The sequence below is a fragment of the Actinomycetospora cinnamomea genome (assembly GCF_003096675.1).
Taxonomy (GTDB): Bacteria; Actinomycetota; Actinomycetes; order Mycobacteriales; family Pseudonocardiaceae; genus Actinomycetospora; species Actinomycetospora cinnamomea.
In genome coordinates, this window is record NZ_QEKW01000001.1 from 189,154 (window position 1) to 210,152 (window position 20,999).

The window sequence follows — 20,999 nt, forward strand, 5'->3', positions numbered from 1 at the left end:
CGCGCGTAGGGTCGACGCCGTGACCACGGGACTGCGCGAGCGCAAGAAGCTGCGGACGCGGCGTGCCCTCGGCGCCGCCGCCCTGGAGCTCGCGGTCCGCCACGGGCTGGCCGAGGTCACCGTCGAGCAGATCGCCGAGGCCGCCGACGTCTCCCCGCGGACGTTCTTCAACTACTTCTCCTCGAAGGAGGAGGCCGTCGTCGCGGCGGACCTCGAGCGCGCCGGCGAGATGGTCGACCGGCTCGCGACGCGGCCCGCCGACGAGCCGGTGCTCGAGTCGGTCCGGGCGGTCACCCGCGCGATGCTCGGCGAGCCCGGCGCGCGCCGGAAGGAGTGGGTGCGGCAGGTCCGCCTCGTCCGCGCGAACCCGGCCCTGGTGCCCCACCAGCTGGCCGCCTACGCCGCGATCGAGCAACGCCTCGCGGCGGTCATCGCCGAGCGCGCGGGCATGGGCGCCGACGACCTCTACCCGGCGCTCACCGCCACCGCGGTCATGGCCGCGACCCGGGTCGCCACCACCCGCTGGCTCGACTCCGACGGCCGCACCGAGCTCGCGGACGGCATCGACGAGGCCCTGGACCTGCTCACGACCGGTCTCGGCCACCCGCCGTCGCGGGCGCCCTGACCCGCTCCCCCGTCCCGCGCGCCCCCGCCGCCCCCTCGCCTCCGGAGAGCCCACCCGTGTCCGCGCCCGCGACGTCGCCGTCCAGCCCGACCCCGACGTCCGCTCCCCCCACCACACGTCACGTCCTCGTGGCGCTGTCGGGCCTGCTCATGGCCCTCTTCGTGGCCATCCTGTCCTCGACGATCGTGTCGAACGCGCTGCCGCGGATCCTCGCCGACCTCGGCGGCACCCAGGCGCAGTACACGTGGGTGGTGACGGCGTCGCTGCTGGCGATGACCGCGTCCACGCCGATCTGGGGCAAGCTGGCCGACCTCTTCTCCAAGAAGCTGCTCGTCCAGATCGCCATCACGACGTTCATCGTCGGATCGATGCTCTGCGGCCTCACGACGGACACCGCCGAGCTCATCGGGTTCCGCGTGATCCAGGGCCTCGGGATGGGCGGGCTCATGGCGCTGGCCCAGGTCGTGATCGCCGCGATCATCCCGCCGCGCGAGCGCGGCCGGTACGCCGGCTACCTCGGCGCGATCATGGCCGTGGCGACCGTGGGCGGCCCGCTGATCGGCGGCGTCATCGTCGACACCATCGGATGGCGCTGGTGCTTCTACGTCACCGTCCCGATCGCCGTCGTGGCGCTCGTCGTGCTGCAGCGCACCCTGACGGTGCCGACGGTCAGGCGTGAGGTGCACATCGACTACCTCGGCGCCGTCCTCATCGCCGCGGGCGTCTCGGCCCTGCTCGTCTGGACCTCGCTCGCCGGCCACCAGTTCCCCTGGGGCTCGTGGGCCTCGGCGGCGTGGGTCGGCGGTGGCGTCGTGGCCCTCGTCCTCGCCGTGGTGGTGGAGTCGCGGGTGCGCGAGCCGATCGTGCCGCTGCACCTGTTCCGCAACCCCACGGTCGCGCTCGCGACGGTCGCCGGCCTGGCCGTCGGTGTCGCGATGTTCGGCTCGACGATCTACCTGAGCCAGTTCTTCCAGCTCGCCCGCGGGGCGACGGCCACCGAGGCCGGGCTGCTGACACTGCCGATGATCGGCGGCCTGTTCGTGTCGTCGACCGTCGTCGGCCAGCTGATCACACGCTACGGGCGGTGGAAGCCCTACCTCGTCGGCGGCGGCGTCCTGCTCACCGCCGGTCTCCTGCTCGAGGGCCTCTTCGTCAGCGCGACCGCGCCCTACCCGCTGCTCGCGGTGTTCATGGCCATGGTCGGCCTCGGTGTCGGCGCCACGCAGCAGAACCTCGTGCTCGCGGTGCAGAACCAGGTGGCGATGAGTGAGATGGGCGCGGCCAGCTCCGCGGTCGCGTTCTTCCGCTCGCTCGGCGGTGCCGCCGGCGTGGCCGCTCTCGGCGCCCTGCTGAGCTCGCACGTCACCGGCGCGATCAGCGACGGGCTGGCGAGGCTCGGCATCCCGGCCTCGGCCACCGCGTCCTCCGGCGGCCGGATCCCGGACCTGACCGCGTTGCCGGCCCCGGTCCGCGGCGTGGTCGAGAACGCCTACGGCGACTCCATCGCGCTGCTCTTCCTCGCGGCCGCGCCGGTCGCCGCGGTCGCCCTCCTCGCGATCCTCGGACTGCGCGAGGTCCCGCTGCGCCACACGATCGACCTCCCCGAGGAGGAGCCGGCGGCGGCGCCCCCGGTCGAGGACCCCGAGACCGCGCCGGCGACGTCGCCGCGACGACGCCCGTCCCTGTCGGGCACCGTCCGCCACGACGGCGCACCCGCCCCGGAGGCGGTGCTGACGGTGGTCGACACGGCCGGGCGCCAGCTGGGCCGCGCCGTCGCGGACCACGACGGGCGCTACGCGGTGCACGCGTCCGCGCCGGGGCGCCCGCACCTGCTCGTCGTGCAGTGGCGGGGCACGCCGCACGTCGAGGCGCTCGGCGGGTCCGCAGGGGCGCAGTACCGCGACGTCGTAATGGACGGAGCGGTCGACGCCGGGCGTCACGCCCGTCGGGACGGGGCGCCGGTCGCGGGCTCCTGACGATCCCACCGCCCGAGCACCACGGCGACGACGTCGGGGGCGGCGGCGTCGAGCCACCGGACGCGGTCGTCACGGCGGAACCACGAGCGCTGGCGGCGCACCAGCCGCCGGGTGGCGACGACGGTGCGCCGGCGGGCCTCGTCGAGGTCGAACGCGCCGTCGAGGTGGGCGAGCACCTCGCGGTAGCCGACGGCCCGCGAGGCGGTCACGCCCTCGCGCAGCCCGCGCTCCGCGAGCGCCCGCACCTCGTCGACCAGGCCCGCGGCCAGCATCCCGTCGACGCGGGCGGCGATCCGGTCGTCGAGCACGTCGGTGTCGCGGTCGAGGCCCACGAGCAGGGCGTCGTGCCGGGGCACGCCGGGGCGGGGCAGGCTCGCCGCGAACGGCCGGCCGGTGAGCTCGACGACCTCGAGGGCACGCACGATGCGCCGGCCGTTGCTGGCGAGGATGCCGCGGGCGGCGTCCGGGTCGCGGGCGGCGAGGCGGGCGTGCATCGCGGCCGGCCCGAGCGTCGCCAGGTCGTCGTCCAGCCGGGCGCGCAGCCTCGGGTCGGTGCCCGGGAACTCGAGGTCGTCGAGCACGGCCTGCACGTAGAGCCCCGAGCCGCCGACCACCAGCGGCACGCGTCCGCGGGCCCGCACCGCGTCCACGGCGGCGCGCGCGTCGCGCTGGTAGGCCGCGACCGTGGCGGTCTCGGTGACGTCGAGGACGTCGAGCAGGTGGTGCGGCACGCCGCGCCGCTGCCCGGGCGGCAGCTTGGCGGTGCCGATGTCCATCCCGCGATAGAGCTGCATCGCGTCGGCGTTGACGACCTCCGCATCCGCCCCGCGCCGGGCGAGCGCCTGGGCGAGGTCGAGCGCAAGGTCGGACTTCCCGGTGGCCGTGGGACCGACCAGGGCGATCGGGCGCACCGCTGCGCTGCCCGCCGCCATCAGCCCTCCCACAACGCCACGTGGTACGCGACACCGTAGGGCGCGGACGAGTGCACGAGGCGCGCCGACGACGGCCCGGGCAGGGCGCCGGCGAGCACCTGCCACGGCACCCGGCCCCCGACCAGCAGGGCGTCCGACAGTCCCGGGTCGAGACCGGCGAGCACGGCGGCGTCACCGGCGGCCAGGGCGTCGGCGACGGCCCGGTCGTAGCCGGCCGCGCGCTCGTCGAGCGCGCCCGGGGCTCTCGGGGTGTGGGTGGCCGCCCCGTCGGCGAGCACGAGCAGCACCGCGTCCCCGTGACCGTTGCTCGCGGCGAGCTCCTCCCCCGCCCGCCGCGCGTCCTGCGGCGCGGTGCCGGAGGGCAGGACGTGCGCGTCGATGCGCACCCGGTCGCCCGCCGAGCCGGCCTGCTCGCGCAGCCAGCCGGCCACGAGGACCGGTAGCGGCAGCTCCCGGTCGGGCTCGGCCGCGGGGTCGGCCCCGCCGAGCGCCACCCGCACGTCGACACCGAAGCCCGCGAACGTGCCGCAGGTGCCCGGCGGGTGGCGCGAGGCCGTGGGCGCGGCGCCCACGGCGATCCAGTGGTCGCCCGCGGCCGCGAGGTGCGCGGCGGCCTCGCGGCAGGCGTCGCGCAGGGCGGCCGTCTCCCGCGCCGCGGCGCCGGCGAGCTCGGCCACCAGCAGGGGCGGGTGGGGCACCACCGCCGCCGTCGCGATCACCGGACCGAGGCTAATCGGGGGCGGGGACCTCGGCACGGCTCGACCCGGTGGCGCCCGCGGCGGGAGACACCGCGGGGCGGAGCCGGACCCGAGGGCGGGGGAAGGGAGTTCCTGCGCGGTCGTCCCACCTGCTTGAATGCCCGGACCGTAGGAGCAGGAGGTGTCGGGGCCGATGACCGACGAGCAGGCTCCGGGCCTCGTGGACGGAGCCGACGGAGCCGGCGGGACGGTGTCCGGCGGCTCCGGCGACCACGCCCCAACGGGCCCGCCGGCCTCGACGACGCCGGAGCCGGGCCCGGCGGGCTCGCCGGCGCCGAGCTTCCCGTCCGTGGCGTCGGCGGCCGGCGAGCCCTGGCGCTGGGGGCGGGTGGACGACGACGGCACGGTCTACGTCCGCACCGCGGACGGCGAGCGAGCGGTCGGCTCGTGGCAGGCCGGCGACGCCCAGGAGGGCCTGGCCCACTTCGCCCTGCGGTTCGACGACCTGCGCACCGAGGTCGACCTGCTCGTCCGGCGCCTCACCACGGGTCGCGGTGACGCCCGGGCCGCGCTGCGCAGCGCGACGTCCCTGCGCGAACGCCTCGCCGACGCCGCCGTGGTCGGCGACGTCGTGGGGCTCGCCGCGCGGCTGGACGCCGTGGTGGCCGCCGCCGAGCGGGCCGAGGAGGCCGAGCGCGCGGCCCGTGCGGGCGCCCGCGACGACGCCGTGGCCCGCAAGGAGGCCCTCATCGCCGAGGCCGAGTCGCTGGCCGAGGAGACCACGCGCTGGAAGCACGCCGGCGACCGCTTCTCGGCGATGATCGAGGAGTGGAAGGCGGTCAAGGGCATCGACCGCAAGACCGACGACGCCCTGTGGAAGCGGTTCTCCCGCGCCCGCGAGACCTTCGCGCGCCGCCGCGGCGCGCACTTCGCCGAGCTCGACCGCGCCCGCTCGGCCGCGAAGGCCCGCAAGGAGGAGCTCGTCGTCGAGGCGGAGTCGCTCACCGACTCGACCGACTGGGGCCCGACCGCCGGGCGCTACAAGGAGCTCATGGCCGAGTGGAAGGCGGCCGGGCGCACCAGCAAGGACGCCGACGACGCGCTGTGGGCGCGGTTCCGGGGCGCGCAGGACACGTTCTTCTCCCGCCGCTCGGAGGCCTTCTCGGCCCGCGACGCGGAGTTCGAGGGCAACGCGCGCGCCAAGGAGGAGCTGCTCGCCGAGGCCGCGCGCATCGACGTGTCCGACGTCGACGCCGCGCGGGCGGCGCTGCGCGACGTGCAGGAGCGCTGGGACGCGATCGGGAAGGTGCCGCGCGAGCGGGTGCGGGAGCTCTCGGCGCGGCTCAAGGAGGTCGAGGACCGCGTCCGGGCCGCTGTCGACCGCCGCTGGCAGGCCACCGACCCCGAGACGGAGGCCCGGGTCGCGCAGTTCCGCGCCCGCGTCGAGGGGTTCGAGGCCCAGGCTGCCAAGGCCCACGCGGCCGGCGACACCCGCCGTGCGCGCGAGGCCGAGCGCCAGGCCGCGCAGTGGCGCGAGTGGCTCGCCGCGGCCGAGCAGGCGGCCCGGTAGGCGCGCGCCTACTGCCGGGAGAAGGCGTAGCCCGCCCAGCGGGCGGTGAGCACGAACATCGCCAGCAGGGCCAGGAACAGGCCCACGCCCGGGCCGTCGCCGGCGCTGGTGTTCTGTGACCACACGGCCCACAGGCCGGTGACCGAGGTGATCGCGCACCCCGCGGCCGTGACGAAGACGGCGGGCCAGCGCGCGGTGAGCAGCGTGACGGCGGTGCCGACCACGCCGAAGACCACCGCGAGCGTGCCGAACAGGCGCGGCAGCCCGGTGACGCCGGGACGGCCGAGCACGACCTCCCAGCCCGAGGCGCCCAGCCCCGTCCAGGGCAGGATCGCGGCGAGGAGCAGGACGAGCACGGCGACCGCGGCGAGGAGGACGCCGGGGCCGAAGTCGACGCGGGCGCCCGGGACCGGCCGGGTGTCGGTGTGTGGTTCGGTCATGACGAGACCTCCTGCAGGGCCGCCGAGCACCCGGCGGAGGGGACGCTCGCCGTGGCCTCGGGGGCGGGCGGGCCGAGGGCCGGCAGGCCGAGCCCGGTGGTGCGCGGGGTGGTCGGCCGCTGCCCGGCCTCGTGAGCGTCGCCGGCGCGCGTGCGGCGGTGGGACAGGACGGCACCGTCGGCGACCACGTGGTGCGGCGCGCCGTACGTCGCGCGGACGGTGACGACGTCTCCGGGACGCACGGTTCCCTCGACCGCGGGCCCGACCGGGGTGAAGTGCACGAGGCGCCCGTCGCGGGCGCGCCCGCTCATGCGCCGCGTCGCGGTGTCCTTGCGCCCCTCGCCCGTCGAGACGATGAGCTCGAGCTCGCGGCCGACCTGCTCCCGGTTGAGCTCCAGGGAGATCCCCTCCTGGAGCGCGACGAGGCGGTCGTAGCGGTCCTGCACGACGGCCTTGGGCACCTGGTCGGGCAGCGTCGCCGCGGGCGTCCCCGGCCTCGGCGAGTACTGGAAGGTGAAGGCCTGGCTGAAGCGCGAGGCCTCGACGACGCGCAGCGTCTCGGCGAAGTCCTCCTCGGTCTCGCCGGGGAAACCGACGATGATGTCGGTGGTCAGCGCCGCGTCGGGGAGGGCCCCGCGCACGTCGTCCACGATGTCGAGGTAGCGCCGCGCGCGGTAGGAGCGGCGCATCGCCCTGAGCACGCGGTCCGAGCCCGACTGCAGCGGCATGTGCAGCTGCGGGCAGACGTTCGGCGTCTCGGCCATGGCGGCGATGACGTCGGAGGTGAAGTCACGCGGGTGCGGGCTGGTGAACCGCACCCGCTCGAGGCCCTGGACGTGCCCGCAGGAGCGCAGCAGGTCGGCGAACGCGGTGCGCCCGCTGGCGCGGTCGTCGAACGAGACGCCGTAGGCGTTGACGTTCTGGCCCAGCAGCGTCACCTCGAGCACGCCCTCGGCGACCAGCGCCTCGACCTCCGCGAGGATCTCCCCGGGCCGCCGGTCGACCTCCTTGCCGCGCAGCGACGGCACGATGCAGAAGGAGCACGTGTTGTTGCAGCCCACCGAGATCGACACCCACCCCGAGTAGGAGGAGTCGCGGCGGGCCGGCAGGTGCGACGGGAAGGTCTCGAGCGCCTCGAGGATCTCGACCTGGGCCTCGCCGTTGTGGCGGGCGCGATCGAGCAGGGCCGGCAGGGACCCGGTGTTGTGGGTGCCGAAGACGACGTCGACCCACGGCGCCCTGCGCACCACCGTCTCGCGGTCCTTCTGCGCCAGGCAGCCCCCGACCGCGATCTGCATCCCCGGCCGGCGGGCCTTCTCCGGGGCGAGGCGTCCGAGCTGGCCGTAGAGCTTGTTGTCGGCGTTCTCGCGGACCGCGCAGGTGTTGAACACGACGAGATCGGCGCCGTCCGCGTCCGCGGTGTGCTCGTAGCCCGCCTCCTCGAGCACCCCGGCCAGGCGCTCGGAGTCGTGCACGTTCATCTGGCACCCGTGCGTGCGGATGTGGAAGCGGGGCGCTCCGTGTCCTGCGGTCATCGGGGTCCAGGGTAGGCGTCCGGGGTGCCACGATGCCGCGTGTGGTGCTCTCCCGGCGCGCGGTGCTCGGCAGTGCCCTCAGCGGTGTCCTGACGCTGGCCGGCGCGGCGGCCGCGGGCTGCGCCGGACCGGCCGCCGGGGAGGCGCCCGTCGTGGTGGCCACCGGGGGCCGGCAGGGCGTCTACCGGCGCCTCGGCGAGGCGCTGGCGGCGCTGTGGGCCGCCGACCCCGGGGTGGCGACGGGGGTGCTGGGCAGCGAGGGCTCGGTGGACAACGTCGGCATGCTCGTCTCCGGGCGCGCCCGGGTCGCGTTCTGCGCCGCCGACGTCGCGGTCGACGGGGCGGTCGACGGCGCGCGTCCCCGCCACCCGCTGCAGGCGCTGGCCCGTGTGCACGACGACGCGATCCACGTCGTGGTCCCCGCGGAGTCTCCGATCCGACGCCTCGCCGACCTCGCGGGCCGCCCGGGTATCGGTCGGCGCCCGCAACTCCGGGGTGCTCGTCATCGCCCCGCGCCTGCTCGCCACCGTGGGCCTGACCGCCGAGCGCGACATGAGTGCGGTGATGCTGGGGCTCGGCGACTCGGTGGCCGCCCTCGAGCGCGACGAGATCGACGCCTTCTTCTGGTCCGGCGGCGTCCCGACCGCGGGCGTCGACCGGATCGCCGCCACCCGCCCGGTGCGCCTGCTCGATCTCGGCGAGGAGACCGTGCGCCTGCGCACCCGCTACCCCGTCTACGACGTCACCACCGTCCCGGCCGGGACCTACGGGCTCGCCGACCCGGTGAGCACGGCCTCGGTGCGCAACGTCCTGCTGGTCACGGCGGACATGGCCCCGGCCCTGGCCGAGCCGCTGACCCGGGCCATGCTCGATCGCCGCGCGATCCTCGCCCAGGCGGATCCGGCCGGACGCAGCATCGATGCCCGCAGCGCCATCGGCACGCAACCCGTTGCCCTGCACGCCGGAGCGCGGGCCGCCTTCCGCGCCGCGAAAGGGTTGGCAGGTCCGTGAATGCTGACATGCTCGTGACGATCTGTGTGGCGCCCTTGATCCTGGGGTGTGAAACGTGCGTCACTCTGCGGTCATGTCCGATCTCGTCGCGTCCGTACCCACACCGGACGTCCTCGCATCCGCCGAGGGGGCCTCGTCCGGCGTCCTCGCCAGCATCGAGGACGCCATCGACGCCGTGTTCACGCCGATCTCCGACGGCCTGTCCGCCTTCGTCTTCGCCGAGGTCCCGCTCGGCGGCGACGCCTCCTTCCCCTGGATCGTGGCCTGGCTGATCGTCGCCGCGATCATCTTCACGATCTACTTCGCGGCCCCCCAGTTCCGGAACTTCCGGCTCGCCATCAAGATCGCCCGCGGGCGGTACACCGGCGACGACGAGCCCGGCGAGATCCCGCACTTCCAGGCGCTGACCTCGGCCGTCTCCGGCACGGTCGGGCTGGGCAACATCGCCGGCGTCGGCGTGGCCATGACCATCGGCGGCGCCGGGGCCACGTTCTGGATGATCATGGCCGGCCTGCTCGGCATGTGCACGAAGTTCGTCGAGTGCACGCTCGGCGTCCGCTATCGGGAGTACCACGCGGACGGCACGGTCTCCGGTGGCCCGATGCACTACCTGCGCAAGGGCCTGGCCGAGCGCATGCCCACGACCTTCGGACGCAACCTGGGCAAGGTCCTGGCCGTGCTCGCCGCGATCTTCATCCTGTTCTTCGGCGTGGCCGGCGGGAACATGTTCCAGGCCAACCAGACCTTCGCCCAGCTCACGGACGTCACCGGCGGCGAGACCGGCTTCCTGGGCGGGGACGGTGCCGCGCTGATCTTCGGGATCGTGCTCGCCGTGGTCGTCGGCTGGATCATCTTCGGTGGTGCGCGGTCGGTCGGGCGGGTCACCAGCCGCCTCGTGCCGGCCATGGCGATCATCTACGTCGCGGCGTGCCTCACCGTGATCATCGTGAACGCCCCGCTCATCCCGCAGGCGATCCAGGCGATCTTCGTGGGCGCCTTCACCAGTGCCGGGGTCGTCGGCGGTGCCATCGGCGCCCTGATCGTCGGCTTCCAGCGCGCCGCGTTCTCCAACGAGGCAGGCCTGGGCTCCGCGCCGATCGCGCACTCCGCGGTGAAGACCCGCAAGCCGGTGACCGAGGGCTACGTCGCGCTCCTCGAGCCCTTCATCGACACCGTCGTGATCTGCACCATGACCGCGCTGACGATCATCGTCGCGAACACGCCGTACTGGCGCGAGGCCCAGATCGCCTACGCCACCCAGGACGCCGACCCGGCCGGCGTCACCGTCACGTCCTCCGCGTTCGAGACCGTGCTGCCCTGGTTCCCGTACGTCCTCGCGCTGGCGGTCGCCCTCTTCGCGATCTCCACCATGATCACGTGGGGCTACTACGGGCTGAAGGCCTGGGGCTACCTCTTCGGCCGCAGCCCGCTCTCGGAGCGCACCTACTACGGCGTCTACTGCTTCTTCATCGTCGTCGGGTCGGTGCTCACCCTCGGTGCGGTCCTCGACTTCGCCGACTCGGTGCTCTTCCTGCTGGCCCTGGTCAACATCATCGGTCTGTACATCCTCGCCCCGGTGGTCAAGGAGGAGGTCAAGGCCTTCCGGGACGCGCGCCGCAGCGGCGAGCTCGTCGAGATGAGCCCGGCGGACCGCCGGGCGCTGGCCGCGCGCACGGGGGGCGGCGCGGACGCCGGTTCCGCCGGCTCCGCCACGGCGCCTTCCGAGTAGGACCGGCGAGCAGGACCGGCGAGCAGGACCGACGAGCAGGACCGACGAGCAGGACCGACGGCCGTGCCCTCCCGGGCGGCGCTCAGCCGCCCGGGAGGGGCTCGGCGGGCGGGCGCGCCGCGGCCGGCCCCGGGAAGCGCAGCACCACCCGCAGTCCGCCGTCGTCGGGGAGCTCGAGGGCGAGCTCGCCGCCGCCGCGTTCGGTGCCGCGCGCGGCGATGGCGAGGCCGAGACCGCTCCCCGTGTCGCTCGCCGTCGTGGCCCCGCGCCAGAACCGGTCGGTCGCCCGGGCGAGCTCGTCCGGGGCGAGGCCGGGGCCGTGGTCGCGCACCGCGATCTCCACCCGCCCGTCGACGCGCGCGGTGGTCATCACGACCTCGCCGCCCGGCGGCGAGTACTTGAGGGCGTTGTCGAGGACCGCGTCGAGCACCGTCGCGAGCAGCAGCGGATCGGAGCTGATGACCAGGCCGCCGGGCCCCCGCCGCGCGAGCGCCAGCCCGTCGTGCTCGGCGAGCACCCGCCAGGCCTCCAGCCGGTCGGCGAGCACGGGGTCGACGCGCACCGGTACGGGGTGGACGGGCCGGCCCTCGGCGCGCGCGAGGTCGAGCAACGCGTCGAGCACCCCGGCGAGCCGGTCGGTCTCCTCCAGCGCGGCCCCGTGCTCCTCGCGCAGGTCGTCGTCCACGCGGGCGTCGGGCGCGGCGAGCGCCGCCCCGACGTTCTGCAGCCGCAACCGCAGCGCGGTCAACGGGTTGCGCAGCTGGTGCCCGGCGTCGGCGACGAACGCGCGTTGCGACTCCAGCGCGTGCGTCACGCCGGCGGCCATCTGGTCGAAGTGCCGGCTGAGGCGCCGCAGCTCCGGGGGCCCGCGGCCGTCACCCACCGGCCGTGGCGCCCGGCCGGCGCGCACCGCGGCGGCGACCTGCGCGGTGCCCTCGTCGAGGCTCTCGACCGGCGCGAGGATCCAGCGCACCACCGGCACCGCGAGCGCCGCGGCGCCGCCGAGCGCCACGAGGCCCGCTCCGGCCAGCGCGGCCCACGCCCGCAGCGTCTCCGCGCGGGCTGGCGCGGTCGGTGAGACGGTGACCGCGGCGCCGCGGACCTCGCCGCCGACCAGGACGGGCTCGGCCAGCAGCAGCGGGTCCGCGTCCCACGGCCACACCGTGGCCGGCGTCTCCGAGCGCTGCCCCGCGAGCGCGAGCTCCACCCGGCGGACCGACGCCCCGGGCACCTCCGGGCGCGAGGCGGCCAGCACCCGGCCGTCGCGGTCGAGCACCACCGCGGCGATCCCGTAGAGCTCGTCGTAGCGCCCGAGTTCGGCGGCGAGCGCGCCCGGGTCGTCGTCGCTGACCGCCCGCTGCGCCAGCGCCGCGAAGCGCGTGGTGTCGCCGAGCCGGTCGGCGAACAGGCGCGACGTCGCCGCCGAGGCCGACGCCGCCGCCAGCGGCAGCCCGAGCCCCAGCAGGAGCAGCCCGGTCAGCACCGAGAACACGACGAGCAGCCGGGCGCGCACCGCTCACGTCCCCGTGCCGGCCGCCAGCCGGTAACCGACCCCGCGCACCGTCGCCACCATGCCGGGCCGACCGAGCTTGGTGCGCAGGGTGGCGACGTGCACGTCGAGCGTGCGATCGGCGCCGGGCCACCGCTGGCCCCACACCTCGGCCACGAGCCGGTCGCGGGTGCACACCGCCCCGTCCGCGTCGGCGAGCAGGGCGAGGACGGCGAACTCCTTGCGCGAGAGCGGCACCGCGGCACCGTCGACGGTGAGCACGTGGCGGGCGCGGTCCAGCACGACGCCCCCGCCGAGCTCGACGACGCCGTCGGCGGGCGTCGGGGCCACGGTCCCCCGGCGCCGGCGCACGGCGTGGATGCGGGCGACGAGCTCGCCGATGTCGTAGGGCTTGACGAGGTAGTCGTCGGCGCCGTGGTGCAGCCCGGCGATGCGCTCGTCCACCCGGCCCCGGGCGCTGACCACGATGACCGGGACGTCGCCCACCTCGCGGATGCGCCGACACACCTCGAGGCCGTCGACGTCGGGCAGGCCGAGGTCGAGCAGCACGACGTCGACCCCGGCGAGCCGGGGCAGCACGGCGAGGCCGTGGGCGACGCGCTCGACCTGGATCTCGTGCCGCGCGAGGGCGGCGTGCAGGGCCGCGGCGACGCGGTCGTCGTCCTCCACCACGAGCACCCGCACCCCTGACCCTCCTCCCGCCGGTGTCGGCCGCGTTGCGGAGCCGGGCGGCAACCCTAAGTCTTCCTCAAGAGCGTGGACGCCCAGCTCAGCGCACTGGCACCTTCCGCGGCACCGGACGGTGTCCGACGGAGCGGAGGGCCGGCGCAGATGAGCGACGAGACCGCGGGGGCCAGCAGCCCGCCGATGGTGCGCATGGCGGGGGTCGACAAGCACTTCGGTGACCTCCACGTCCTGCGCGACATCGACCTCGAGGTCGCCCGTGGCGAGGTGGTCGTCGTGCTCGGCCCGTCGGGGTCGGGCAAGTCGACGCTGTGCCGGGCGATCAACCGCCTCGAGCCGATCGACAGCGGCATCGTGGAGATCGACGGCGTGGCGCTGCCGGCCGAGGGGAGCGAGCTCGCGAAGGTGCGCGCCGACGTGGGCATGGTGTTCCAGCAGTTCAACCTCTTCGCCCACATGACGATCCTCGACAACATCACGCTCGCGCCGGTCCGCGTGCGCGGCGTGTCGAAGAGCGAGGCCCAGGAGCGCGCCCGCGCCCTGCTCGACCGGGTCGGCATCGGCGACCAGTCCGGCAAGTACCCGGCTCAGCTCTCCGGCGGCCAGCAGCAGCGCGTGGCCATCGCCCGCGCGCTGGCCATGCAGCCCAAGGTGATGCTCTTCGACGAGCCGACCTCGGCGCTCGACCCGGAGATGGTCGGCGAGGTCGTCGAGGTCATGTCCGACCTCGCGCGCGACGGGATGACCATGGTCGTGGTGACCCACGAGATGGGCTTCGCCCGGCGGGCGGCGCACCGCGTGGTGTTCATGGACGGCGGCGAGATCGTCGAGGACACGACGCCCGACAGCTTCTTCTCCCGGCCCGCCACCGAACGGGCCCGTGACTTCCTCGGGAAGATCCTCACCCACTAGTTCTCGGAAGGAGCCGTCATGAGACGCCTCGTCTCGCTCCGGTCCCTCGGCGTGCTCCTCGCGGTGCTCGCGATGGCGTTCGGCGCCGCGTGCGGCCGCGAGGGCAGCCCTGGCGCGCAGCCGGTCGCCGGTGTGCCGGTCGCCCAGAACGTCCAGGTGCCAGGCTCGCCGACGTTCGCCGCGATGCAGCAGCGGGGACGCGTGATCCTCGGGGTCAAGAACGACCAGCCGGGCCTGGGCCTGCAGGACCCGACCTCCGGTCAGTACACCGGGTTCGACGTCGAGATCGGCCGCATGGTCGCCGCCGGCCTGGGCTTCGCACCCGAGCAGATCGAGTACCGCGTCGTGCCGTCGGCGGCACGGGAGGACGCGATCTCGCGAGGCGACGTCGACATGTACGTCGGGACGTACACGATCAACGACAGCCGCAAGCAGCGCGTCGGCTTCGCCGGCCCGTACTTCGTCGCCGGCCAGGACCTCCTCGTCCGTGCCGACGACCAGTCGATCACCGGGCCGCAGACGCTGCAGGGCAAGCGGGTGTGCTCGGCCACCGGCTCCACGCCGATCCAGCGGGTGCGCGAGCAGAACCTGACCCAGAACGTGGTCGAGTTCCAGAACTACTCGCAGTGCGTCGACGCCCTGCGTTCCGGCCAGGTCGACGCCGTGACCACGGACAACGCCATCCTCGCCGGGTACGCCGCCCAGACCCCCGGCGAGCTGCGCGTCGTCGGGCAGGTGTTCTCCGAGGAGCCGTACGGCGTGGGCCTGCCCCGCGACGACGTCGCCCTGCGGAACAAGGTCAACGACATCCTCCAGACCGCCATCGACGACGGCACGTGGCAGCGGCTCTACGACCAGACGCTCGGCCAGTCCGGCACCCCGGCCCCCACGCCCCCGACCATCGAGCGCTACTAGGGGCGTTTGCGCTGCGCGCTCGTGAGTGCTTGTCCGTGCCCTGGCACGGACAAGCACTCACGGGGCCGACGAAGGAGGCCAACCGCATGGACGTCCTGCTCGACAACCTGAACCAGTTCCTGACCCGATTCGGCGGGACGATCGGGCTCTTCGTGCTCTCCGCGATCGCCTCGCTGGTGCTGGGCGTCCTGCTCGCCGCCCTGCGGGTCAGTCCCGTGCCGGCGATGCGGGCGGTCGGCACCGGCTACGTGACGCTGCTGCGGAACACCCCGTTGACCCTGGTCCTGTTCTTCTTCGCGCTCGGGTTCCCGCGCATCTTCTTCGACCTCCCGTTCTTCGTCCTCGCCGTCATCGGGCTCTCGCTCTACACCGCGGCGTTCGTGTGCGAGACCGTCCGGGGCGGGATCAGCACCGTGCCCGAGGGTCAGGCCGAGGCGGCGCGCGCGCTCGGCCTCGCCTTCCTGCCGACGCTGACCCTCGTGGTCCTGCCCCAGGCGGTCCGCACCGTGGTCCCCCCGCTCACCAGCGTCCAGATCGCGCTGCTGAAGAACACCACGGTCGCGGCCGGGTTCTCCGTGTTCGAGGCCGGCGGCTTCTACCGCGCCGTCAACGAGCAGGGCGGCTCCACCCTCGTCGCGCTGCTGTGGGTGGCGCTCGGGTTCGTCATCCTCGTCGTCCCCCTGACGGTGCTGCAGCGCCGGCTCGAGAAGCGCTGGAGCGTGGCCCGGTGAGCCTGCGAACGAGGGAGTCGACACCGTGAGCCTGCGAACGAGGGAGTCGGCACCGTGAGCCTGCGAACGAAGGAGTCGACACCGTGAGCGCCCCGACCGCGGTCCTGTTCGACGTCCCCGGCCCGCGGGCGCGGGCCCGCAACGCCGTCGCGGGCGTCGTCACCCTCGCCGTGGTCGCCGCCCTCGTGGTCTTCATCATCGTCCGCCTGGCCGTGACCGGGCAGTTCGACGCGGACGTGTGGGAGTGGGTGCTGTACGAGAACGTGCAGCTGGCCCTCCTCGACGGCCTGTGGAACACGCTGCGGGCGTTCGCGTCCGGCGCGGTGCTGGCGCTGGTGTTCGGCGCGGTGTTCGCCCTGGGGCGCCTCTCCGACCACGCCTGGCTGCGCCGGATCGCCACCTTCGTCGTCGAGGCCTTCCGCGCCGTCCCGCTGGTCGTGCTGATGTTCATCTTCTACTACGGCATGCCCTCGATCGGGGTCACCGTCACGACCTACGCCGCCGTGGTGCTGGGCCTGACCCTCTACAACGGGTCGGTGCTCGCCGAGGTGTTCCGGGCAGGGGTGCTCGCGGTGCCGCGGGGGCAGTCCGAGGCCGCCTACGCGCTCGGCCTGCGCAAGTCCGGGGTCATGCGCTTCGTGCTGCTGCCCCAGGGCGTGCGCTCGATGCTTCCCTCGATCGTCAGCCAGCTCGTGGTGCTGCTCAAGGACTCCGCGCTCGGCTTCCTCATCCTCTACCCCGAGCTGCTCTTCCAGGCCCAGTTCCTCGGCTCGAACGCGGCCCTCAACTCACCTCTGATCCCCGTGGCGATGGTGGTCGCGGTCATCTACATCGCGCTGTGCCTGATGCTCTCGGCCCTGGCGTCCTGGCTCGAGCGGCGCACCCGCCGCAGCCCGACCGCCATCGCCGTCGCCGCCGAGCGGCCCGACGACGCGTGAGCCGCGGCAGGATCCGTCCGGCCCGCCGCGACGAGGTCCCCGACCTGCAGGCGATCGAGGTCGCCGCGGGTGCCGCCTTCCGCGAGCTCGGGATGGATGCGGTCGCCGACGACCCGCCGCCGTCGGCGGAGGTGCTCGCCGGCGGGCGCGACCGCGGCGGCCTGTGGGTGCTCGAGGACGGCGGTGCCGTGGTGGCCTACCTCCTCGACGACGTCGTCGACGGCGACGCGCACCTCGAGCAGGTCTCCGTGCACCCGCGCGCGGCCCGCCGGGGCCACGGCGCGCAGCTGGTCGAGGACCTCGCCCGCCGCGCCCGCGAGGCCGGTCGTTCCGCGCTCACGCTGACCACCTACACCGACGTGCCGTGGAACGCGCCGTACTACGCGCGGCTGGGCTTCCGCCCGGTCGCGGACGACGAGCTCGGTCCGGAGCTGCGGGCCGTCCGTCGCACCGAGGTCGCCCGGGGCCTCGACCGCTGGCCGCGCACCGCGATGCGCCGCGACGTGGGGCCGGTCACGGGACGGCGCGGAGGCTGAAGGCGCGCCGGTAGCCCGTGGGCGTGGTGCCGGTCTCGCGCGTGAAGTGGTGGCGCAGCAGCTCCACCGAGGAGAACCCGCTGTGGCGCGCGACCTCGTCGATCGACAGCCGGTCCTGCTCGAGCAGCTGCTGGGCACGCAGGACGCGCTGGCGGACGAGCCAGCGGACCGGGGTCGTGCCCGTCGCCTCGGTGAAGCGGCGGGCGAAGGTCCGCGGGGAGAGGCGGGCGCGCCGGGCGAGGTCGGCGACCGTCATCGACGTGCCCAGGTGGGCCTCCATCCACTCCAGCAGCGGCGCGAGGTCGTCACCGACCCGCGCGCCGTCGGGGACGGGCAGACGGACGTACTGCGCCTGCCCGCCCTCGCGGTGCGGGGGCACGACCATGCGGCGCGCGATGCGGTTGGTGATGTCCGCCCCGAGCTCGCGGCGGACGACGTGCAGGCAGGCGTCGATGCCCGCTGCCGTCCCGGCGCTCGTGATGACCTGCCCGGTGTCGACGTAGAGCTCGTCCGGCCGCACCCGCAGCTGCGGGAACCGCCGCGCCAGCTGCGCGGCGTGGTGCCAGTGACAGGTCACCTCCCGGTCGGCGAGCAACCCCGCCACGGCGAGCAGGAAGACCCCGGAGCACACGCTCAGCAGCAGCGCTCCGCGGTCGAGGACGGCGTGGAGCGCCTCGGCCACCCCGGCGGGGAGCTCCGCGGCGTCGGTCTCCCACGCCGGCACCACGACCAGGTCCGCGGTCTGGAGGCGCTCGAGCCCGTGCGTGACCCGCAACGACGTCCCGCCCGGCCCGGGGAGCTCCGCGGCGGAGGCTCCGGCGACCGCGAAGTCGAACGGCGGCACGCCGTCGTCCGCCCGATCGATCCCGAAGACCTCGCTGACGACCCCGAGCTCGAACGGATGGATGCGGCCCTCGACGAGGGCGACGACGTCCCTGAGCACGTTGGCAGGATATCTCGCCGACCTGGCATCGCTGCCACTGTCGACGGGCCCGGACGCGGCGCAGGCTCGTCCCCGTCCTGCTCACGACCGCCATTCCGGTCCGCGCCCCGAGGAGGCCGCCATGGCCACCGCCTTCGCCAGCGTCCTGATGCTCGCTCTCGTCGTCGCCGCCCTCGCCGTGATCGGCCGCGGCGCGGTCCCCGATCGCGAGCGCCGTCCGATCGGCACCCGGACGCCGTCGGACCTCGCCATCGGGCTGGCCGTTGACGTCGTGCGCGGCCTGCGGGAGCTGGACCGCACCTCGCCCGTGGTCGCCCGCGTCGAGCGGGCCCTACCCCGGTAGCTGAGGACCGGGCGGCACCGGGCACGACCCGCCCCACGACGGTCGGCCGTGCCCGGCGTCGCGCTCAGGCCTGGGCGCTCCCCCGCGGCTCGACGTGCCCGATCTCGTCGGCGGGCAGTGCCGACCCGTTGTCCGGGCCGGGGTGATCGAGCGAGCGGGCACCGGTCGCGTCGCGCCGCTCGAGGTCCTGCCGCTTGAAGATCTTGCGCCCGAGCCACACCAGGGGGTCGTACTTGCGGTCGGCCACGCGCTCCTTCATCGGGATCAGCGCGTTGTCAGTGATCTTGATGTGCTCCGGGCACACCTCGGTGCAGCACTTGGTGATGTTGCAGTAGCCGAGGCCGTGGTCGTCCTGCGCGGCCTCCTGCCGATCACGCACGTCGAGCGGGTGCATCTCCAGCTCGGCGATCCGCATGAGATAGCGCGGGCCGGCGAACGGCTCCTTGTTCTCCTCGTGGTCGCGCACCACGTGGCAGACGTTCTGGCACAGGAAGCACTCGATGCACTTGCGGAACTCCTGCGAGCGGTCGACGTCGACCTGCGCCATCCGGTACTCGCCGGGCGCGAGGTCCTCCGGCGGCGCGAACGCCGGGACCTCGCGCGCCTTGTGATAGTTGAAGTCGACGTCGGTCACGAGGTCACGGATCACCGGGAACGTCCGGATCGGCGCCACCGTGATCGTCTCGTCCTCGGTGAAGGTCGACATGCGCGCCATGCACATCAACCGCGGGCGCCCGTTGACCTCGGCACTGCACGACCCGCACTTGCCGGCCTTGCAGTTCCACCGCACCGCCATGTCGCCGGCCTGGGTGGCCTGCAGCCGGTGCATGATGTCGAGGACGACCTCGCCCTCCTCGACCTCGACGCGGTAGTCGACGAAGTCGCCGCCGGTCGCGTCGCCGCGCCAGACCTTGAACTGCGCCTGGTAGCCCATGCCTACGCTCCCCCTCCGGTGATCTCGCCGCCCGGGTCGCCGCCGGCGCCCTCGGTGCCCCGCGACTGCCGGGGCGGGGCGTCCGACCGGTGCCCGCCCAGCTCGTCGCCGGTGTAGTACTTCTTCAGCTCGTCGAGCTCGAAGAGGTCGAACAGGTCCGAGCGCATGGCCGGCTGCCCCTGGTGCTCCAGGATCACCTCGCCGTCGCGCAGCGAGCAGACGAGCAGCTCGCGACGCCAGTTCTCGTCCATCGTCGGATAGTCGTCGCGGGTGTGGCCGCCACGGCTCTCCTGGCGCTCGAGCGCCGCCATCGCGATGCACTCGCTGACCATGAGCATGTTGCGCAGGTCGAGCGCGAGGTGCCAGCCCGGGTTGTAGGCCCGGCGCCCGTCCACGGCCACCCGCGGGATGCGGTCGCGCAGCTCGTGGAGCTTCTTGAGCGCCAGCTCCATCTCGTCGGCCTTGCGGATGATGCCGACGAGGTCGTTCATCGTCTGCTGCAGTTCCTGGTGCACCGTGTAGGCGTTCTCGCCGCCCGAGTTGTGGATCGGGCGCTCGACGTCCTCGCGAGCGGACTGCAGCGCCTCGTCGCTCACCGACGGCACACCGGTGAGCGTGTCGAGGTAGGCCGCCGCTCCCGCGCCGGCGCGGCAGCCGAAGACGAGCAGGTCGGACAGGGAGTTGCCGCCCAGCCGGTTGGACCCGTGCATCCCGCCCGCGACCTCGCCCGCGGCGAAGAGCCCCGGCACCGCGGACGCCGCGGTGTCCGGGTCGACCTCGACCCCGCCCATCACGTAGTGGCAGGTCGGCCCGACCTCCATCGGCCCGGCGGTGATGTCGACGTCGGCCAGCTCCTTGAACTGGTGGTACATCGACGGCAACCGCTTGGTGATCTCCTGGGCCGACATGCGGCTGGAGACGTCGAGGTAGACGCCGCCGGCCGGGGAGCCGCGGCCCTCCTTGACCTCGTTGTTGATGGCACGGGCGACCTCGTCGCGCGGCAGCAGCTCCGGCGGCCGGCGGTTGTTGTCCGCGTCGGTGTACCAGCGGTCGCCCTCGTCCTCGCTGGTGGCGTACTGCTCGCGGAACACCTCGGGGATGTAGTTGAACATGAAGCGCTCGCCCTCGGAGTTCTTGAGGACGCCGCCGTCTCCCCGGACCGACTCGGTCACGAGGATGCCCTTGACGCTGGGCGGCCAGACCATCCCCGTGGGGTGGAACTGGACGAACTCCATGTTCAGCAGCTTCGCGCCGGCCCGCAGGGCCAGCGCGTGGCCGTCGCCGGTGTACTCCCAGGAGTTGCTCGTGACCTTGAACGACTTGCCGACCCCGCCCGTGGCGAGAACGACCGCCGCGGAGTGGAAGCAGACGAGCTCGCCGGTGGGCCGGCGGTAGCCGAAGGCGCCGGCGATCCGGTCGACTCCATCCTTCCCGTCGCTCCGCTCGCCCGGGGCCTTGAGCAGCTCGGTGATCGTGTACTCGTGGAAGACCGCGAGGTCGGACTCGTAGTCGCCCGTGCGGGCGAAGTCCTCCTGCTGCAGCGAGACGATCTTCTGCTGCAGCGTGCGGATCAGCTCGAGACCCGTGCGGTCGCCGACGTGGGCCAGGCGCGGGAACTGGTGGCCGCCGAAGTTCCGCTGGCTGATCTTGCCCTCGGCGGTGCGGTCGAACAGCGCGCCGTAGGTCTCGAGCTCCCAGACGCGCTGCGGCGCCTCCTTGGCGTGCAGCTCGGCCATCCGCCAGTTGTTGAGGAACTTGCCCCCGCGCATGGTGTCGCGGAAGTGCACTTCCCAGTTGTCGTTCGGGTTCGCGTTGCCCATCGACGCCGCGATCCCGCCCTCGGCCATGACCGTGTGGGCCTTGCCGAACAGCGACTTGCAGATGATCGCGACCCGCTTGCCCCGCAACCGGGCCTCGATCGCGGCCCGCAGCCCGGCGCCGCCGGCCCCGATGACGAGGACGTCGTAGGTGTGGTGGGTGACCGGGGCGTCCACCGTGGTGCCCGCCTCGTGCGCGACGGCGTCGGACGCCATCGTC

The 20,999-nt window shown here is 74.2% G+C and carries 20 protein-coding genes and 1 pseudogene; 12 read left to right on the forward strand and 9 right to left on the reverse strand.

Annotated features, from left to right (window positions below):
- Positions 1-19 precede the first annotated feature (19 nt).
- Complete coding sequence (locus C8D89_RS00955; RefSeq protein WP_165825492.1) at positions 20-625, forward strand: acyl-CoA-like ligand-binding transcription factor; 606 nt, start codon at positions 20-22, stop codon at positions 623-625.
- Positions 626-774: 149 nt separating this feature from the next.
- On the forward strand, positions 775-2,601 hold the full coding sequence (locus tag C8D89_RS00960) for an MFS transporter (protein WP_116706829.1): 1,827 nt from the start codon (positions 775-777) through the stop codon (positions 2,599-2,601).
- On the opposite strand, the gene miaA is transcribed toward C8D89_RS00960, so the two are convergent.
- Positions 2,562-3,533 (reverse strand): tRNA (adenosine(37)-N6)-dimethylallyltransferase MiaA, encoded by a 972-nt coding sequence (miaA, locus tag C8D89_RS00965; RefSeq protein ID WP_116706204.1) that lies wholly within the window; start codon positions 3,531-3,533, stop codon positions 2,562-2,564. The two genes, C8D89_RS00960 and miaA, sit on opposite strands and share 40 nt — an antisense overlap.
- Complete coding sequence (locus tag C8D89_RS00970; protein WP_116706205.1) at positions 3,533-4,252, reverse strand: class III extradiol ring-cleavage dioxygenase family protein; 720 nt, start codon at positions 4,250-4,252, stop codon at positions 3,533-3,535. Before C8D89_RS00970 ends, miaA begins: the two co-directional genes overlap by 1 nt.
- A gap of 172 nt (positions 4,253-4,424) precedes the next feature.
- Here C8D89_RS00970 and C8D89_RS00975 point away from each other — a divergent pair, with 172 nt between their 5' ends.
- Positions 4,425-5,801, forward strand: coding sequence for a DUF349 domain-containing protein (locus C8D89_RS00975; protein WP_116706206.1), 1,377 nt, complete (start codon positions 4,425-4,427; stop codon positions 5,799-5,801).
- Between the two features lie 8 nt (positions 5,802-5,809).
- Here the strand turns inward: C8D89_RS00975 and C8D89_RS00980 are convergent, their stop codons facing one another.
- Both C8D89_RS00980 and miaB read right to left on the reverse strand, forming a co-directional pair.
- Positions 5,810-6,241 carry an Rv2732c family membrane protein gene (locus C8D89_RS00980; RefSeq protein WP_116706207.1) on the reverse strand — a complete coding sequence of 144 codons (432 nt, stop codon included), beginning with the start codon at positions 6,239-6,241 and terminating at the stop codon, positions 5,810-5,812.
- Positions 6,238-7,776, reverse strand: a complete 1,539-nt coding sequence (miaB, locus tag C8D89_RS00985; protein ID WP_116706208.1) for a tRNA (N6-isopentenyl adenosine(37)-C2)-methylthiotransferase MiaB — start codon at positions 7,774-7,776, stop codon at positions 6,238-6,240. Before miaB ends, C8D89_RS00980 begins: the two co-directional genes overlap by 4 nt.
- A gap of 32 nt (positions 7,777-7,808) precedes the next feature.
- Between miaB and C8D89_RS31040 the strand changes: the two are divergent.
- The 3 genes and pseudogenes from C8D89_RS31040 to C8D89_RS01000 all read left to right on the forward strand — a co-directional run.
- A pseudogene (locus tag C8D89_RS31040) lies at positions 7,809-8,177 on the forward strand (TAXI family TRAP transporter solute-binding subunit); the annotation flags it as partial.
- Positions 8,178-8,271: 94 nt separating this feature from the next.
- Positions 8,272-8,787: a TAXI family TRAP transporter solute-binding subunit gene (locus C8D89_RS30650; RefSeq protein ID WP_165825493.1), complete on the forward strand. Its 516-nt coding sequence runs from the start codon at positions 8,272-8,274 to the stop codon at positions 8,785-8,787.
- Positions 8,788-8,860: 73 nt separating this feature from the next.
- Positions 8,861-10,516, forward strand: a complete 1,656-nt coding sequence (locus C8D89_RS01000) for an alanine/glycine:cation symporter family protein (protein ID WP_116706210.1) — start codon at positions 8,861-8,863, stop codon at positions 10,514-10,516.
- A gap of 82 nt (positions 10,517-10,598) precedes the next feature.
- On the opposite strand, the gene C8D89_RS01005 is transcribed toward C8D89_RS01000, so the two are convergent.
- Together C8D89_RS01005 and C8D89_RS01010 are read right to left on the reverse strand one after the other, a co-directional pair.
- Complete coding sequence (locus C8D89_RS01005) at positions 10,599-12,029, reverse strand: sensor histidine kinase (RefSeq protein ID WP_116706211.1); 1,431 nt, start codon at positions 12,027-12,029, stop codon at positions 10,599-10,601.
- A 3-nt stretch (positions 12,030-12,032) separates the two neighbouring features.
- Positions 12,033-12,710: a response regulator transcription factor gene (locus C8D89_RS01010; RefSeq protein ID WP_116706212.1), complete on the reverse strand. Its 678-nt coding sequence runs from the start codon at positions 12,708-12,710 to the stop codon at positions 12,033-12,035.
- 183 nt (positions 12,711-12,893) lie between these two features.
- Here C8D89_RS01010 and C8D89_RS01015 point away from each other — a divergent pair, with 183 nt between their 5' ends.
- The 5 genes from C8D89_RS01015 (at position 12,894) to C8D89_RS01035 (ending at position 16,742) form a co-directional block, all read left to right on the forward strand.
- On the forward strand, positions 12,894-13,622 hold the full coding sequence (locus C8D89_RS01015) for an amino acid ABC transporter ATP-binding protein (protein ID WP_116706830.1): 729 nt from the start codon (positions 12,894-12,896) through the stop codon (positions 13,620-13,622).
- Between the two features lie 18 nt (positions 13,623-13,640).
- On the forward strand, positions 13,641-14,537 hold the full coding sequence (locus C8D89_RS01020) for a glutamate ABC transporter substrate-binding protein (protein ID WP_116706213.1): 897 nt from the start codon (positions 13,641-13,643) through the stop codon (positions 14,535-14,537).
- Between the two features lie 86 nt (positions 14,538-14,623).
- Positions 14,624-15,268 (forward strand): amino acid ABC transporter permease, encoded by a 645-nt coding sequence (locus tag C8D89_RS01025; RefSeq protein WP_116706214.1) that lies wholly within the window; start codon positions 14,624-14,626, stop codon positions 15,266-15,268.
- 83 nt (positions 15,269-15,351) lie between these two features.
- Positions 15,352-16,206: an amino acid ABC transporter permease gene (locus tag C8D89_RS01030; RefSeq protein WP_116706215.1), complete on the forward strand. Its 855-nt coding sequence runs from the start codon at positions 15,352-15,354 to the stop codon at positions 16,204-16,206.
- The gene (locus C8D89_RS01035) at positions 16,203-16,742 is read left to right on the forward strand and encodes a GNAT family N-acetyltransferase (RefSeq protein WP_243417680.1); all 540 of its coding nucleotides are present in this window, start codon (positions 16,203-16,205) and stop codon (positions 16,740-16,742) included. Before C8D89_RS01030 ends, C8D89_RS01035 begins: the two co-directional genes overlap by 4 nt.
- Here the strand turns inward: C8D89_RS01035 and C8D89_RS01040 are convergent.
- Complete coding sequence (locus tag C8D89_RS01040) at positions 16,720-17,685, reverse strand: helix-turn-helix domain-containing protein (protein ID WP_116706216.1); 966 nt, start codon at positions 17,683-17,685, stop codon at positions 16,720-16,722. The genes C8D89_RS01035 and C8D89_RS01040 overlap by 23 nt on opposite strands.
- Positions 17,686-17,806: 121 nt before the next feature.
- Between C8D89_RS01040 and C8D89_RS01045 the strand changes: the two genes are divergently transcribed.
- Positions 17,807-18,028, forward strand: coding sequence for a hypothetical protein (locus C8D89_RS01045; protein ID WP_116706217.1), 222 nt, complete (start codon positions 17,807-17,809; stop codon positions 18,026-18,028).
- A 64-nt stretch (positions 18,029-18,092) separates the two neighbouring features.
- On the opposite strand, the gene C8D89_RS01050 is transcribed toward C8D89_RS01045, so the two are convergent.
- Both C8D89_RS01050 and C8D89_RS01055 read right to left on the reverse strand, forming a co-directional pair.
- Positions 18,093-18,962: a succinate dehydrogenase/fumarate reductase iron-sulfur subunit gene (locus C8D89_RS01050; protein WP_116706218.1), complete on the reverse strand. Its 870-nt coding sequence runs from the start codon at positions 18,960-18,962 to the stop codon at positions 18,093-18,095.
- Between the two features lie 2 nt (positions 18,963-18,964).
- Positions 18,965-20,995 (reverse strand): fumarate reductase/succinate dehydrogenase flavoprotein subunit, encoded by a 2,031-nt coding sequence (locus C8D89_RS01055; protein WP_116706219.1) that lies wholly within the window; start codon positions 20,993-20,995, stop codon positions 18,965-18,967.
- Positions 20,996-20,999 lie beyond the last annotated feature (4 nt).

Coding starts and splice junctions, on each gene's coding strand:
- C8D89_RS00960 (WP_116706829.1), top strand. CDS start 775: ATGGCCCTCTTCGTGGCCATCCTGTCCTCGACGATCGTGTCGAACGCG.
- miaA (WP_116706204.1), bottom strand. CDS start 3,533: ATGGCGGCGGGCAGCGCAGCGGTGCGCCCGATCGCCCTGGTCGGTCCC.
- C8D89_RS00975 (WP_116706206.1), top strand. CDS start 4,425: ATGACCGACGAGCAGGCTCCGGGCCTCGTGGACGGAGCCGACGGAGCC.
- C8D89_RS00980 (WP_116706207.1), bottom strand. CDS start 6,241: ATGACCGAACCACACACCGACACCCGGCCGGTCCCGGGCGCCCGCGTC.
- miaB (WP_116706208.1), bottom strand. CDS start 7,776: ATGACCGCAGGACACGGAGCGCCCCGCTTCCACATCCGCACGCACGGG.
- C8D89_RS01000 (WP_116706210.1), top strand. CDS start 8,861: ATGTCCGATCTCGTCGCGTCCGTACCCACACCGGACGTCCTCGCATCC.
- C8D89_RS01015 (WP_116706830.1), top strand. CDS start 12,894: ATGGTGCGCATGGCGGGGGTCGACAAGCACTTCGGTGACCTCCACGTC.
- C8D89_RS01020 (WP_116706213.1), top strand. CDS start 13,641: ATGAGACGCCTCGTCTCGCTCCGGTCCCTCGGCGTGCTCCTCGCGGTG.
- C8D89_RS01025 (WP_116706214.1), top strand. CDS start 14,624: ATGGACGTCCTGCTCGACAACCTGAACCAGTTCCTGACCCGATTCGGC.
- C8D89_RS01045 (WP_116706217.1), top strand. CDS start 17,807: ATGGCCACCGCCTTCGCCAGCGTCCTGATGCTCGCTCTCGTCGTCGCC.
- C8D89_RS01050 (WP_116706218.1), bottom strand. CDS start 18,962: ATGGGCTACCAGGCGCAGTTCAAGGTCTGGCGCGGCGACGCGACCGGC.
- C8D89_RS01055 (WP_116706219.1), bottom strand. CDS start 20,995: ATGGCGTCCGACGCCGTCGCGCACGAGGCGGGCACCACGGTGGACGCC.